This window comes from Dorea sp. MB18-49, from assembly GCF_023669465.1.
GTDB classification, from domain to species: domain Bacteria; phylum Bacillota; class Clostridia; order Lachnospirales; family Lachnospiraceae; genus Dorea_A; species Dorea_A longicatena.
Genome location: NZ_JAMOYX010000009.1, coordinates 37,182 through 53,361, shown reverse-complemented (window position 1 = coordinate 53,361; position 16,180 = coordinate 37,182). Strand labels below are relative to the sequence as shown.

Annotated in this window: 12 protein-coding genes; 1 reads left to right on the top strand and 11 read right to left on the bottom strand. The window is 42.5% G+C overall.

Annotated elements, in window-relative coordinates; genetic code table 11:
• Positions 1 to 5: 5 nt before the first annotated feature.
• Together NCY30_RS04720 and NCY30_RS04715 are read right to left on the bottom strand one after the other, a co-directional pair.
• Positions 6 to 332 (bottom strand): YdcP family protein, encoded by a 327-nt coding sequence (locus NCY30_RS04720; RefSeq protein WP_042741781.1) that lies wholly within the window; start codon positions 330 to 332, stop codon positions 6 to 8.
• A gap of 238 nt (positions 333 to 570) precedes the next feature.
• Positions 571 to 3,624: an SrtB-anchored collagen-binding adhesin gene (locus NCY30_RS04715; protein WP_250818524.1), complete on the bottom strand. Its 3,054-nt coding sequence runs from the start codon at positions 3,622 to 3,624 to the stop codon at positions 571 to 573.
• A gap of 415 nt (positions 3,625 to 4,039) precedes the next feature.
• Here NCY30_RS04715 and NCY30_RS04710 point away from each other — a divergent pair, with 415 nt between their 5' ends.
• Complete coding sequence (locus NCY30_RS04710) at positions 4,040 to 4,237, top strand: cold-shock protein (RefSeq protein ID WP_006428932.1); 198 nt, start codon at positions 4,040 to 4,042, stop codon at positions 4,235 to 4,237.
• Between the two features lie 204 nt (positions 4,238 to 4,441).
• Here NCY30_RS04710 and NCY30_RS04705 read toward each other — a convergent pair whose 3' ends face one another.
• The 9 genes from NCY30_RS04705 to ispG form a co-directional block, all read right to left on the bottom strand.
• On the bottom strand, positions 4,442 to 5,182 hold the full coding sequence (locus NCY30_RS04705; protein ID WP_055214686.1) for an SseB family protein: 741 nt from the start codon (positions 5,180 to 5,182) through the stop codon (positions 4,442 to 4,444).
• A gap of 18 nt (positions 5,183 to 5,200) precedes the next feature.
• Positions 5,201 to 5,644, bottom strand: coding sequence for a hypothetical protein (locus tag NCY30_RS04700; RefSeq protein ID WP_006428934.1), 444 nt, complete (start codon positions 5,642 to 5,644; stop codon positions 5,201 to 5,203).
• A 15-nt stretch (positions 5,645 to 5,659) separates the two neighbouring features.
• Positions 5,660 to 6,991 (bottom strand): phenylacetate--CoA ligase family protein, encoded by a 1,332-nt coding sequence (locus NCY30_RS04695; protein WP_055180131.1) that lies wholly within the window; start codon positions 6,989 to 6,991, stop codon positions 5,660 to 5,662.
• Positions 6,992 to 7,009: 18 nt separating this feature from the next.
• Positions 7,010 to 7,579 (bottom strand): indolepyruvate oxidoreductase subunit beta, encoded by a 570-nt coding sequence (locus tag NCY30_RS04690; RefSeq protein ID WP_055180130.1) that lies wholly within the window; start codon positions 7,577 to 7,579, stop codon positions 7,010 to 7,012.
• Entirely contained in the window at positions 7,579 to 9,327 is a 1,749-nt protein-coding gene (gene iorA / locus NCY30_RS04685; RefSeq protein WP_006428937.1) for an indolepyruvate ferredoxin oxidoreductase subunit alpha, read from the bottom strand. Before iorA ends, NCY30_RS04690 begins: the two co-directional genes overlap by 1 nt.
• Positions 9,328 to 9,437: 110 nt before the next feature.
• Complete coding sequence (locus tag NCY30_RS04680; protein ID WP_243117864.1) at positions 9,438 to 9,914, bottom strand: pyridoxamine 5'-phosphate oxidase family protein; 477 nt, start codon at positions 9,912 to 9,914, stop codon at positions 9,438 to 9,440.
• Between the two features lie 53 nt (positions 9,915 to 9,967).
• Positions 9,968 to 10,531 (bottom strand): tRNA (mnm(5)s(2)U34)-methyltransferase, encoded by a 564-nt coding sequence (locus NCY30_RS04675; protein WP_139009810.1) that lies wholly within the window; start codon positions 10,529 to 10,531, stop codon positions 9,968 to 9,970.
• 46 nt (positions 10,532 to 10,577) lie between these two features.
• Positions 10,578 to 15,119, bottom strand: a complete 4,542-nt coding sequence (locus tag NCY30_RS04670) for a PolC-type DNA polymerase III (protein ID WP_250818523.1) — start codon at positions 15,117 to 15,119, stop codon at positions 10,578 to 10,580.
• Positions 15,112 to 16,173, bottom strand: coding sequence for a flavodoxin-dependent (E)-4-hydroxy-3-methylbut-2-enyl-diphosphate synthase (gene ispG / locus NCY30_RS04665; RefSeq protein WP_006428941.1), 1,062 nt, complete (start codon positions 16,171 to 16,173; stop codon positions 15,112 to 15,114). Before ispG ends, NCY30_RS04670 begins: the two co-directional genes overlap by 8 nt.
• Between the last annotated feature and the right edge of the window lie 7 nt (positions 16,174 to 16,180).

The following is a 16,180-nucleotide window of genomic DNA, read 5'->3' as shown; positions in this document are numbered from 1 at the left end:
CTCCTTTACTTTTCTTCAACTGCTACAATATCATCAGCAAGCAACACATAATCGGTATGTCCCATATCCCCGATTGCGTAACCTCTGCCGTATAACTTCGGATTGACAAGTTTTACTTTCTGTTCATACTTGAAATGCTTTTCGCCAGCCTGCACGGGAATTTCCACCACAACATTTTCCCCTCTCTGCACATCTGAATAAAGGTTATAGCTTCTTCTTGCGAAAAATCTGCGGTTATCTTTATCTCTCTCAAAAACATGGTCGCTTTCGCCTGCAAATTCAAGAGTTCCAAAAGACTGTGCCATATCTGGCACGACATATTTCATTTCCATAGTGTTTTACCTCGTTTCTTTCTATATTTGATAAGTTTTTTGATTGTGATTTCTTATTCTGGCGGTTAGGGAAGTACCAGCAATCCCACAGATAGTAAAGGGTAAAATAAATGCTTACGCACCCTTGACTATCCGTGTTCTTGCAGGTTGTTGGCAGACAAGCCAGAATAAGCGGAAGTCTGCCGTTTGACAGCTTCGGCGGAGAGCGTGATTTTCCTTTTCTCATACCATTACCGCCTTATGATTTCTTCATTTTACGGCGTTTGTAGAAGAAGATACCTGCCAGTCCAGCACCAGAAGTTAAAAGAAGTACAAGCAGTTCGTAAAGGTTGGTGTTATCGCCCGTTTTGGGACTGTCGCTAGGTCTGCTAGGCTTTTCTGGTGTCTGTGGTGTTTCGGGTTTCTCTGGTTCTTTTGGGACTTCTGGTTTTTCCTTAAAGGTAATCGTCTGTCCCTTATCCTCAATATCCTTATGCTCGGTAACTTTCTTCGGCTCGTCTGGATTGCTTAAATCGTACAATTCTTCAAAAGTTACAAGCTGTTTTCCGTTAAAAGAAGTAGCGTCAAAAGTAAAGGCAACTTCTACTTTCATGTTTTCGCTGTCAGCGGTAAAAGTGTAATCACTTTCCACACGCTTTCCATTGATAAGAAGTTCTGCATTTTCTTTTTTCAACATCTGCCAGCCCTTTAACTGATATTTTGTGCCGACTTCTAAGCCCTCTAAAGTAACCGTATCAATGATTGTAACGTCTTTTCCAGCTTCAAGCTCTTTGTTGCCGTCCTTATCGGTAGCAGTCGTATGAATTTTGATGATACGCTCTGTGATAAGTACCGTCTGCCCGTCGTCCTCAATGTCTTTGTGTTCCGCAACTTTTACGGGTTCGTCTGGATTGCTGAAATTATACAATTCTTCAAAGGTAACAAGGTTCTTGCCACCTAAAGCAGACGCATTGAATGTATAAGTAATTTCCACTTTCATTTCCTCATCATCAGCGATAAAGGTATAGTCGTTTTCTACACGTTTCCCGTCAATGATAAGCTCGGTGTTTTCTTCCTTTAACATCTGCCAGCCTTTGAGCTGATATTTTGTGCCTTTTGTAAGTCCGTCCAATTTGACTGTATCAACGATTGTTACCTCTTTTCCTGCAAGGATAGTCTTTTCGCCGTCCTTGCTGGTCGCTGTGGTATGGATAGAGATTTCTTTTTCGTATTCATCAGTCAGCGTCCCTAAATCAACCACAAGGTTATTTCTTGATACCACGATTTCAAAAGGTGGGATAAGTTCAAAGCCTTTGTTACTGTCACAACGCATTTCTTCAATGATATAGGTATCATAAGGTAATGCACCCTTGCTGTCGTCTGGTTCAGAAATCCCAAACCACACACCGTCCTCGCTGGTCTTGCCTGCGTTTGTATTGTGCTTATGAGAAGCCCAGTCAGCAGAAGTGGAGAATTGCCCGTTATCATCAGTTACCACGACATGATTTTCGCCCGTCGTCTTGCTTGTGATCCTAAAAGGAACATCAGCAAGACGCTTGTGTGTGCCTGCACCGATTTTCACGCCCTCAATATCCCCACGCTTAATCTGATTGTAGATAGAATGGGCTTTGTCGGTTAAGTCCACAATTTTTCCATTTTCTGTGATTGTAAAATCAATCGGTTTTGCACCGTCAGTCAAATATCCGTTTGGAGCTTCACTTTCAACGATACGAAACTTTCCATAAGGTAAAAGGTCGGCAGAAGTAGAAGCGACACCCTCAATATCGGTACGAATTGTCTTTACCACTTCATTTTTTTTGTATAGCTTGCCCTCAACCAATACTGCATTATCTTTTAAGGAAATGATGTCAAAGGCAGTATCTTTCAAAGTGGCACTTCCTTGTGGCTTTGTATCGCCCGTTTCTAAATCTCGTTTCTGAATTTTGACACCGCCACGGATAACCTTGTCAGAAACGGAAAACTGGTTACTTCCAGATAATACGGCAAGGTCGCCGTCCTCGGTAATCTGTGTTACATATAAGCCCTTAATCTGTTCGGACTTATCGCCAGCCTGCATATATGCACCGTCAAGTAAGTAGCCATTTGGAGCTTTCGTTTCTTCAACGGTTAGTGTTCCAAGTGGAAAAACGGCTTTACCGTCTTGCATATAGAAGCTGTCGCCAGACACCTTGTATGCGTCCGCTAATTTTGTGATGTAGTGGGTTGTCCCGTCGCTGTCTGTTTCAGCGATTGTCTTTGTAACCCATGTACGAGTAGCTTCGGCAGGGAGATTGTCTTTAGTATAGAAGCCTGCATAATACTTCCATGTAAATTCCGCACCTGCTAGAGAAGCGTTTCCTTGCGGATTGTCTTTCTGTGTTTCCATGTCAATCTTGAAAAGCTCAATCAAAGTGTCCGTTACTTTTGGCGTATCAGATACGTTCAATGTCGCTGTCTTTCCAGCTTCAATCTTTAAGGAATATACAGTTTTATCTACTTTATATCCTGCTGGTGCGGATAATTCCTTGATATAGACTGTGCCTGCTTTTACCTCTACAACATCTGTATTTCCGTTTTCATCAGTCGTAAGGGTGGCAAGCTGTTTCGTGCAGTCCTTATCAGAAAAGACACCGTAGATTGCACCAGCGACAGAGTAATTCCCGTTACCGTTTGTAATGCTGGTATTACTGGAAGTCTTTTGTAGTTTCGCATTTCCGACATTCAGTTTCGCCCAGAATTGTCCTAATTCCTGCCCCTCGCCAGAGTAGATATAACCGCCACATTCATAGCGTCCTTTATTCTCTTTGACAAAGGCTTTTGCACCAGAGAAAACTTCGTCCTGTGTTGCCTTTGGAATTTCATCATAAGAAGCTCGCACGTTATCACATTGCCAGCCAAGATGTACGCTCAATCTCTGCCAGACAACACATTGTTCCAACAGATAGACTTGCTTGTAATTCAGTTCCTTGTGAGCTTCGCCATACTGTTTGACATACTCTAAGGATAACGCCACATCTGAAATCTGGTCGGCACTCATGCGTGAGCTTGCGTCAGCTCTGGTCTTGTAACCATTTTTGAAATCTGTATTGATGTCAATACAATAGGCAGTTTCGCCCTCAACTTTCATCATGCCCTCATTGAATGTAGAACCGATAGAACCGTCATTCATTACTTTTTCAATGATACCGACACGCTCTGCACTTTCCGTCCAGTATTGCTTACTTTCTGCATGAACGGGTGTACTCGGTAAAGCAGTAACGACAGTTGCAAGAGCTAAGAAGCCCGTACACAATCGCTTTAATATCTTTTTCATAAGTCTAATGCTCCTTTCGTTTTGAGTAATAAAATAGCCGTCCAATAAGAACGGCTGGAAATAGAAAAGGAACGTCATGTTAGGCGTTCCATAGTCTATGAAATATTAAATTTTTCTTGTTTCAATACTGATGTGCTGTACCATATCTTTGCATATCTAAGAAAACTAGCGTATCAAGGCTCATTCGTTAGTAGTAAATAAGTAGTAAATTGATGTGTTTGTTTCCTTGAAAATGCTGATAGATACTGTGTTTTAGCGGATAATCAGATTTTTATTGTGTTTTTTGTATAAAAACACAAAAACATTCCTTAAATTCATTGACGTCTTTATCAATATATGCTAATCTGACAACAGTGCAATTCATAGAATACTTTTATAAATTGCACGATTTAATAATTTTTATGGAGGTATAATCATGAAAGGTACTGTAAAATGGTTTAACAACCAAAAAGGCTACGGTTTCATTTCTGACGCTGAGGGTCATGATGTATTTGTTCATTATTCAGGACTGAATATGGAAGGATTCAAGACACTTGAAGAAGGTCAGGAAGTGGAATACGAAGTTACAGAAGGTGCTAAGGGCCCACAGGCTGTTAACGTAACACCACTCTAATCGCAACAATCTAAGTTTTTAATGTACCTTTTATATATTAAAATATATCTATTTCGGATTTAAATATTTAAAAGTAATACATGACTTAATGAGAGAGGATTATGAGAAAAAGCCAGATAACTGCAGTTATCTGGCTTTTATCATATCTGCCAAACCGGTCATCTGAAGATACACAGATGACCGGTTCTTCTGTATTATTCAGTATTATTTCTGTGGTCTTGAAACATTCAGCTGAAGATCAATTCCAAATGGATTAACCACAACTCCCGTAACTTCCGAGCCCATTGCTTCCGGAATTCTGGCTGCTTCGACAACTCCCATTGTATACTTCATATCTCTGTTCTCATTCTGGAATTTCAGGAATTCCTGAACGTCTGTAAAGATCGGCATCAGTACCTGTCCGTCATCTTTATTCAAAATCGGCATTTTTTTATCTTCACTGATTGCCGTGATATATCTGCCCCTCTGATAATGTGCCATCAGTTCTTCCTGCAGTTCCTTTGTTTCATCCGTGAGTTTTAATTCTTTCTGGCTTCTTACCTTCTGCATAAAATACATTGCAGTAATCTGAAGTTCCGGATTCTCAATCGGTTCTTCGCCCGGCTTCTGTTCCGGTCTTCTAACCAGTTCCCCTAACTGAATCGCAATCTCTTCTTCTGTTCCTTTACCGATTACCATACAGTTCACCCCGATTGGGAATAAACTGCTATAGAAAGGAAGCAGGTATTTTTTTTCAATATTAAAAATTTTTAACGGATTATTCGCCTTCAGGAATTCCTGTCCTCCGCGCATTGCATCTTCTTCTGAAAAGAATATAAACACTTCATCATCATACGTCTCCGGATCACATACCACGAAAGGCATTCTTGTACAATCAGACATCAATACATAGATGGCATCCGATTCCCGTAACTTTTTTAAAACGCTGCTTTTGTCTACACTCATACTGTTCCTCTTTCACTTCTATTGATTAGCACGATATGCCTCGTCCGCGCTATACACGTCGAAACCACTACCTTTAAGAATATCGATCACCCTTCCAGGATCATCACTCTTTAATACAGCTGCTGCATCTGCTCCATTTGCAAATGCATACATATATTCAATATTCACTTCTCCATCTACAATCTGATGCATTGCTTTATTCAATGAACCGGTTGCATGTGGTACACGAAGTGCTACAACATCTGTCAGCATTGCTGTAATTCCAGCTTCTTTTAATGCTGCACGTCCTTTGTGCGGGTCAGAGACGATCAGACGAAGCATTCCATAATCTGATGTATCCGCAAGACTCAGTGCAACAATATTCACACCTTTTTTTGCCAGTACATCCAATACTTCTTCCAGACGTCCTTCTCTGTTTTCCAAAAAAACTGATAACTGTTGTACAGTATTACTTACGCCCATGTTATTCCCTCCTGTTTATAAACCTCTGTTATCAATGACACGTTTTGCCTTGCCTTCGCTTCTTTCGATTGTCTTAGGCTCTACAAGTTTTACTCTTACTGCAACACCAAGTGCCTGTTTCAGTACTGCAGCCACTTTGTTCTTCAGTTCATCCAGCTTACGGATCTCATCTGAAAAATATTTTTCATCTACTTCTACCATTACAGTCAGTACATCCAGGTTATTTTCACGATCTACGATCATCATATAATGTGGTGCAACACCGCCTCCGATAGAAAGCAGGGCTGTCTCTACCTGTGTCGGGAATACGTTGACTCCGCGGATAACCTTCATATCATCTGTACGGCCTTTGAACTTGGAAATTCTAGGAAGCGTTCTTCCACACTCACACGTAGAATGATCAATACTTGTAAGATCCTTTGTTCTGTAACGAAGTAACGGCATACCTTCTTTTACAAGTGTGGTAAATACAAGTTCTCCTGTCTCCCCGTCTGCACATGGTGTATGATCTGCCGGATTCAATACTTCCGGATAGAAATAATCTTCATATATATGCATTCCTTTATGATGGATACATTCCAGTGCAACACCCGGACCTGTAATCTCACACAATCCATAGATATCAAAACAGTTAACATTTAACAGTTCTTCAATCTTCAGACGCATCTCTTCTGTCCATGGCTCTGCGCCATTGATTCCTACTTTTAACCGAAGCTTATCTACGATGCCTGCCTCGTTGGCAGCTTCTGCCAGATATAAAGCATAAGATGGAGTACATGCAAATGCAGTCGCACCAAAATCTTCCATACACATCAACTGTCTTTTTGTATTACCTGCTGACATCGGAATAGCCATTGCTCCAAGCTTTCTTGCTCCGAAATCCAGTCCCATTCCTCCTGTAAACAAGCCATATCCATAGCAGATATGCAGACGATCCTCTGCAGTAAGTCCTGCCATCGTAAGTCCTCTTGCCACACATTCTCCCCATACATCTACATCTTTCTGTGTATAAGAAGCAAGAGTCAGCTTACCGGTTGTTCCTGATGTTCCCTGCACTCTGACGATCTTTTCCTGTGGAACAGCCAGAAGTCCGAATGGATAATTCGCTCTTAAATCTTCTTTTGTCGTAAATGGAAGTTTACCGATATCTTCAATCCCCTTGATATCTCCCGGTTCGATTCCTATATCATCCATTTTCTTGCGATAAAATTCTACGTGATCATATACATTCTTAACCTGTTTTACCAGACGTTCACTCTGAAGTGCAGTCATCTCATCCCTGCTCATGCATTCAATCTTAGGATCTCTGATCTGTTCTTTCCAGTCCTTTAATGCTACCTTTGCCATAACCTCTTATGTACCTCCTTATAAATAATAACCAACATCAAATGCCTTTTTATTTATCTCAATAGTTTTCGGAGGAACTGTCTTTTCAATCACCTCATACCATTGTTCTTTTGTAAAGTCCATGTGCTGTGCTGCAACTCCAAGCACAATCAGATTGAATACTCTGGAATTACCGATTTTTTTTGCTTCTTCTGTTGCATTTACTGTATATACTTTGTGATCTTTCCCCAGTGTTTCAATAATGTCTTCCGGGTATTCTGCTGCCCCGATCACAACCGGCATCGGATCAATTCTCCAGTCATTGATGATCAATGCTCCGTCTTTTTTCAGGAAATGTGCATATCTCAGTGCTTCCAGACGTTCAAATGCGATAATCACATCTGCCTGCCCTTCTTCTACGATTGGTTCTGCCACCTGGTCTCCGTACCTTACAAATGTTACAACGCTTCCTCCACGCTGAGCCATTCCATGTACTTCGGAAAGTTTTACGTCATATCCGCCGGTAATGGCAAGTCCTCCTAAGATTCTGCTGGTAAGCAGTGTTCCCTGTCCGCCGACTCCGACAATCATAATATTCTTTGTTGCCATTATCTGTCACCTTCCTTTACTAACTCAATCGCATCGAATTTACACAGGCTTGCACAAAGTCCGCATCCAGTACACATCGTATCATCGATGGACACTGTTCCGTCAGCATTTTTTGTCATTGCAGGACATCCAGGTTTCATGCACATACCACACTTCTTACATTTATCTGTATGCGTCTGATATAACGGTTTCTTTGATTTGTCCAGAAGTACACATGGTGTCTTCGTAATGATCACGGATACTTCATCTTTGGCAATCTCTTCTTTTACAGCCTTTTCCACAGCCTGAATATCTCTTGCATTGACTTCTACCACATTCTTAACACCTATTGCACGACATAATGCCGGAATATCAATTGCATATGTCGGATCTCCCTGCAGTGTCTTTCCTGTTGCCGCATGATCCTGATGTCCGGTCATACCGGTTGTAGAGTTATCCAAGATGATGACGGTTCCTGTTGCTTTGTTATACATCATATTCATCAGAGAATTGACACCCGTATGTAAGAATGTAGAATCGCCAATCACAGCAACCCAGTTCTTAATATATTCTTTTCCTTTTGCCTTTTCCATACCATGAAGGCTTGAAATACTTGCTCCCATACAGATGGTTGTATCCACAACACTAAGTGGTGCTACTGCGCCCAGTGTATAACAGCCAATGTCACCTGCCGCATGAATCTTTAACTTGTTCAGTACATAGTACACACCTCTGTGTGGACATCCCGGACATAAGATTGGTGGTCTTCCCGGTGCCTGCGCAGGCTTACTGATATCAAGTTCTTCTTTCAGAATTGCCTCACGGAGCATATTGGCACTGTATTCCCCCTGTACCGTGAAGATTTCTTTTCCGATCGCTTTGATGCCCCAGGATTTAACCTGTGTCTCAATCACCGGGTCCAGTTCTTCTACAACATATAAGGTATCTACTTTTGAAGCAAATTCTTCGATCAGCTTTCTTGGAAGCGGATTTACCATACCAAGTTTTAATACAGATGCTTCCGGAAGTGCTTCCTTTACATACTGGTATGGAATACCGCTGGTGATTACACCGATCTTTGTGTCATTCATCTCTACTTTGTTGATTGGAAGTGTATTAGCAGCTTCCGCAAGTTCGAGATTGCGCTTTTCAATCTCTACGTGGCGGAGTTTTGCATTTCCCGGCATCATAACATTCTTGCGGATATTCTTCTCATATGGTTTATCTTCTATTTCTTTGCGTTCGTTTAATTCTACAAGTCCCTGGGAATGTGCCAGTCTTGTTGTTGTACGGTAAACAAACGGACGGTCAAATTTCTCACTCAGATCAAATGCTACTTTGATAAATTCTTTTGCTTCTGAACTGTCTGAAGGCTCGATAACAGGGAGCTGTGCCGCACGTGCTACCATTCTTGTATCCTGCTCATTCTGAGAACTGTAAAGTCCCGGATCATCCGCAACAACAATGACAAGTCCTCCGTTTACACCCATATAAGAAACTGTATATGTAGGGTCTGCTGCCACATTAAATCCAACGTGCTTCATACAGGACATCGCACGTACCCCCGCTACAGATGCACCGATCGCTACTTCTGTCGCAACTTTTTCATTCGGTGACCACTCGCAGTATAAACTGTCTTTATATTTGACCAGGTTCTCACTGATCTCTGTACTAGGCGTACCTGGATATGCTGCCGAAACCTTTACTCCGGCCTCATATGCACCTCTGGCAATCGCCTCGTTTCCAAGCATAATTACTTTTTCTGACATACTTCTTTTCCATCCTTTCGTGTAAGCGGCATTCCATTTACGCCACCTTGTAATAGTATAACACAATACTTTCGCGAGTTAAAGCATTAATTTGGCAGAAACATGGTTTTTTATATATGTTTCTTGCAGCTATACTCATTCAGGTCTATACGAATGATTGCTACCGCTTTTTCAAGATTTGGATTTTTCTGGAATTCATCAAATGTTCTGCCGGTCTGGTGCTTCATGATAACATTCAGGGCCTTTAGCTTTTCTCTTGGATTATCGATAATACTTGCAGCTCCTTTTCCGATGATACTTGCATAGTAATAACTGTACTGACATGCGGTATCTCCTTCCACCAGTTCATGTCTGTAATCAATTTCAACTCCGACATTTGCATTTTTTCTGATCAGATCGATCTTTTTTCCTTCTCTTGCACCATGGATATAAAGGATCACTTTTCCTTCTTCCCTTACGTATCCATAGTTCACCGGCACAATATACGGCCCGTTCTCATCCATGATCCCGATTCTGCACACCTTGCATTCATCAAAAATCTGTTGGATTTCTTCCATCTCTGTTACTTCTCTGTCTTTTCTTCTCATCTGCATACCCTCATTTCTGATTTATCCTTTTCCGATTCCTGTCATCATCCGACTTATTCCTTGAAGATAAATACCGGCATCGGCGGACAGTTCTTCCGGTTATAGTATTCATTGACGATCACGGTATACTCTTTTCCCGGAAGTGCTTTCACATATTCCAGGATTTTTTCTTTCTCTTCAAACCCGGTATCTCCGCCGCTGTAAATGCACAGGCTCATCATACCACCGTGTTTCAATATGCCAAGGCCTTTTCCGATTGCCTCAATACTGGTCCTGTATGTGGTTGCAAGATTATGATCGCCTCCCGGAAGATATCCGAAATTAAAGCAGATCACGTCTGCACTCTCTTTTCCGGCATACCGGTCCATATGTTCATGACCATCCAGAATTAATTCTGCCTGCATTTCTTTTCCATGCGTTTTCAGTAATTCTTTCGTCACATCCAGAGCTTCCTGTTGAATATCAAATGCAAGTACCTTTCCTTTTTCTCCGGCAAGCTCACACAGGAACAGGGTATCATTCCCCTTTCCCATGGTCGCATCGATATAATATCCGCCTTCTTCTGCCTGCGAGCGGATGATCTCGTGACACCAGTATGTGATCTGTGACTGTTTCATTCTTCCCATCTGTTATCTTTCTCCTGCTTTTTTGCTATCTGGCACTCTAAAAATCAAACAATGACAGCTGGTTCGATGCCGGAAGATCTGCAAGGATCCCAAGCTCTACCATCGTGTCAATAACGGTCTTACTTGCTTTTGTTCTCTGTCTGAAGTCATCCAGTGACAGATAAGTTCCGTCTTTAGATGCTTCTGCAACTGCCTCGGCAGCTTTTTCTCCCATACCGTCGATACTCGAAAGTGGCGGCATCAGCTTGCCGTTTACGATCAGGAACTTTGTCGCCTGTGCTTTGTAGATATCAAGCGGCTCAAATTCGAATCCTCTTGCATACATCTCCTGCACAATCTTCATATCCTTCATCGTATCCTGTTCTTTTTTACTGAGTGTCGCAGAACGGCGGTTGTAATCATCAATATAGTACTGAAGCTTTTCCTTCCCCTGGCACATGATCTCGTAAGAAAATGCATCTGCACGGATTCCAAAATACGCCCCATAATATGCCAGTGGATAGTTGATCTTACAGTATGCAATACGGTATGCCATCATAACGTATGCTGCCGCATGCGCTTTCGGGAACATGTATTTGATCTGTTCACAGGACCAGACATACCAGTCGGGTACATTGTGTTCTGCCATGTCTTTTTTGAACTCCGGCCATTCTTTACATTTTCCTTTTGCAACGGTTCCCTTACGGACACGCTCCATAATGGTAAATGATTCCTCACTGTCCATCCCCTTGTTGATCAGATAGGTCATGATATCATCACGGGTACAGATTGCCGTGGAAATGGTTGCCTTTCCGCTCCGGATCAGTTCCTGTGCATTATTCAGCCACACGTCCGTTCCATGTGACAGACCGGAGATACGGATCAGATCCGAAATTGTATTCGGCTTTGTATCCACTACCATCTGGATAACGAAATCAGTTCCAAATTCCGGGATCCCAAGGCATCCGACCGGACATCCGCCGATATCATCCGGCTTGATACCAAGTGCCGATGTATCATGAAACAAAGAAATTACCCCCGGATCATCCAGTGGGATCTTCGTAGCATCAAAACGGTTATCCGTCTCATTGTATTCGTTGTCCATCGCCGGGGAACTGATATATTCCTCCAGTGTCTTGATCATAGTCGGATCATCATGTCCGAGAATATCAAGCTTTAACAGGTTGTGGTCTATCGAATGGTAATCGAAATGTGTGGTGACGATATCCGTCGTCATATCATTCGCCGGATGCTGTACCGGTGTAAAAGAGTTGATCTCTTCGCCAAGCGGAAGTACAATGATTCCTCCCGGATGCTGTCCGGTACTTCGGCGGATTCCCGTACACCCCTGTACGATACGGTCAATCTCACATTTTCTTTTACCCTGTCCATGTTCTTCGTAATAATTCTTTACATAACCGAATGCGGTCTTGTCCGCCAGTGTACCTACCGTTCCGGCACGGAATGTCTGACCCGCACCAAAGATAACCTCTGTATACTTATGCGCATTACTCTGATAATCTCCCGAGAAGTTCAGGTCAATATCCGGCTCTTTATTTCCCTTGAATCCAAGGAAAGTCTCGAACGGAATATCAAATCCATCTTTTATAAGCTTCTCTCCACATACCGGACATACACGGTCCGGCATATCCCATCCGCAGCCTCCGGCAAATTTTCTGACTTCTTCCGAATCAAAATCACTGTAATGACATTTCTTACAGTAATAGTGCGGACTTAATGGGTTAACCTCTGTGATTCCCGCCATGGTCGCTACAAAAGAAGATCCTACGGAACCACGTGAACCTACCAGATATCCGTCTTCCACTGATTTCCATACCAGTTTCTGTGCAATAATATACATAACGGCAAAACCATTGGATATGATTGAATTCAGTTCTCGCTCCAGACGCTCGGTAACAATCTCCGGAAGATTCTCTCCGTACATGGAATGTGCTTTATTATAACAGATATCACGGAGCATCTTGTCCGAATCCGGGATAACCGGCGGACACTTGTCCGGACGCACCGGCGTGATCTTTTCGACCATCTCCGCGATCTTCACCGGATTCTCGATGACAATCTCTCTTGCCTTTGCAGACCCCAGATATTCGAATTCTTCCAGCATCTCATCCGTGGTCCTCAGATACAGCGGCGGCTGATTGTCCGCATCACCAAAGCCCTTTCCTGCCATGATGATTCTTCTGTATACCTCATCTTCCGGATTCATGAAATGCACGTCACAAGTTCCGACAACCGGCTTATTGAACCGTTCACCAAGTGCGACGATCTTCCTGTTGATTTCTTTTAAGTCTTCCTCTTTCTGTACCTTCGTGATCTTCGGGCTTTCAATCATAAACTGGTTGTTTCCAAGCGGCTGAATCTCCAGATAATCATAAAAGTTGGCGATCTTTGCAATGCGTTCTTCTGATTTGTCATTCAGTATTGCCTGATAAAGTTCTCCTGCCTCACAGGCACTTCCCACCAGAAGTCCTTCTCTGTATTTCGACAGTTCACTCTTTGGAATTCTCGGTCTTCTCGCATAATATTTCAGATGTGACATCGAGATCAGCGTATACAGATTCACGCGTCCCACTTCATTCAGTGCCAGAATGATCACATGGTATGATGGAAGCTTGCGGACAGCATCCGCATTATTTTCGCCGAACTGATTCAGTTTTGCCAGGTCATAAATCCCCCTGTCTTTTAACATTTCTACAAATTTCACAAATATCTCTGCTGTTGCCCCGGCATCATCAACAGCCCTGTGATGATTTTCCAGCGAAATATGCAGTGCATTCGCCACTACATTCAGCTTGTACTTTGAAAGTGTCGGCAGAAGAATACGCGCCATCGCCACGGTGTCCACCGATGTGAAATCCGGCTGGATATCCTGATATCTGCAATTTTGTTCAATAAAGCTTACATCAAAGGATGCATTGTGTGCGACCAGTGCCGCATCACCGATAAATTCCAGGAATTGTGGAAGAACTGTCTCGATATCCGGTGCTCCTATAACCATCTGATCTGTAATACTGGTAAGCTGTGTGATCTGAAATGGAATCGGTACTTTCGGATTAACGAATGTGCTGAACTTATCAGTAATCTCTCCATGTTCTACCTTCACCGCACCAATCTCAATAATCTTATCCTTAATTGGACTGAACCCTGTCGTCTCAAGGTCAAATACTACATAAGTATCATCCAGTGGCTGTCCCTTTTCATTCACTGCCACATCAGTCAGGTCGTCCACCAGGTAGCCTTCCACACCGTAAATCACTTTAAACGGATCATCCTTATCCAGCGACTCAATATAATGGTTCGCATCTGTAAACGCCTGAACGACACCGTGATCTGTAATCGCCATCGCCGGATGCCCCCAGTCATGCGCCTGTTTCAGCAATGTTGTTACATCAGTTACCGCATCCATATCGCTCATCTTTGTATGGCAGTGAAGCTCCACACGCTTTTCCGGTGCCGTATCCACTCTGGATTCTGTAAAATCACTGATCTTTTTGATTCCGACTACCGACTGGATATTCAGTTCCGAATCAAAACGGTCAACCGTTGTCACACCTTTTAATTTCAGAAATGCGCCATTCTTAATATCCCCCAGGATATCTGCCAGCTGATCATTCCGCACAAACATTTTCACCATAATAGAATCCGTAAAATCCGTAACTGCAAACATAATGATCGTCTTCTCGTTACGTATCTCTCTGGTCTCCATGCTGATGACTTTTCCGCGGATGGTAATCTCTCCCATCTCTCCCAGGACATTCTTAAGTTCTATCGTCTCATCGTCAAAATCACGTCCGTAGATAAGGTTTGGATCATCGGTAGCTTTACGTACAAAGGAATATCCACCTTTTCCGAATGAGCCGCCCTTCTTAAATCCACCTGAACTTCTTCCGCCACTTTTGGTATTGTTCCCGCTTTCTCCTGCTGAGTTGCTTTTTGCTTTGGTCTTTTCGTCTTTCTTCTCTTCTTTTTGTTCCAGTTCCTGTGCTTTCTTTGCTTTTACGGCCTGCGACTGTTCTCTGATTGCTTCGATTTCCTGCTCTAATTTCGCCTCGTTGTATTTCAGCTTGCTGTCTTTTGCTTTTTCATAAAGAACACGGATCTCCACAGGCCTGTGAAACCGTTCTTCAAACACATCTGAAAGATATGTAGATAGCGAATCCTTTTTTCCCTGTGCAACAATGGTATCAGTCAGTGTCAGACAGAGGATATTTCCGTTTTCAAATTCATAACTTGCATTCTGCAGCATATTCCGCTCTACTACGCTTCTTTGATCCAGTTCCATCAGGAAGCTGTCATAATATTCATTCATCAGATTTTCCGGTGTATACTGTTCTGAAAGATCATACTGCTCTTTTACCGACACCTGGATATGACTTCTGGCAAACAGCTGCTGTTTTAGCAGGCGTTCTACTTCGTAAATATGTTTTTTCTGGATCAGATGTCTGCTGTAAAGGCTGACACGGATAAAATCCCTTGTTGAATTGGTAGAAACTTTCGTCACTTCCACACCCTGAAACATCATCTGTATATCATCTTTTACTTTTAATGTCGGAAATACCTCAAAAAACGGTTTACTCATTCCAGTGTAACAACTCCTGTCTTAACGTTTCCAATAATTCTTCTTCTTTTACTTTTTTGACAATTTCACCTTTCTTGATTAAAAGACCTTCTCCGCATCCTCCGGCAATTCCGATATCTGCTTCTTTTGCTTCTCCAGGTCCGTTTACCACACATCCCATAACAGCAACTTTTATATCCAGTGGAATATCCGCCACCATATCCTGCACCTGATTTGCGAGTCCGATCAGATCAATCTTGGTTCTTCCACAGGTCGGGCAGGATACTACTTCTATTCCACCCTTTCTAAGTCCCAGTGTCTTTAAGATCAGCTTGGCCGATTTGATCTCTTCTACCGGGTCTCCGGTAAGAGATACACGAATCGTATCTCCAATCCCCTGACTTAAGATCAGTCCGAGTCCGATCGATGATTTTATATTTCCTGCAAGTAATGTTCCTGACTCTGTAATACCGACATGCAGCGGGTATGGACATTGCGGTGCAAGCAATTCATGCGCTTTTACACACATCATCACATCTGAAGATTTGATACTTACTACAAGATTATCATATCCCATATTTTCGATCAGATGCACTTTATCCAGTGCACTTTCTACCAGTCCTTCTGCTGTCACTCCATGGTATTTCTCTACCAGATGTTTTTCAAGCGATCCACTGTTCACTCCGACACGTATCGGTATATGATATTCTTTTGCTTTTTCTACCACTGCTCTGACTCTTTTTTCATCTCCGATATTTCCCGGATTGATACGGATCTTATCCGCTCCGTTTTCGATTGCTGCAATTGCCAGACGATAATCAAAATGTATATCCGCCACCAGTGGAATATGGATCTGCTTTTTAATCTTGCTGATACTTTCTGCCGCTTCCATCGTTGGCACTGCCACACGAATGATATCACATCCTGCTTTTTCAAGTCTTAAAATCTGTGCCACACATGCTTCTACATCTTCCGTCTTTGTATTTGTCATAGACTGGATCGCAATTTTTTCTCCACCACCGATGCATACATCCCCAATTTGTACTTTTCTGGTTTTATTCCTGTAGTTATCCATTTATTTT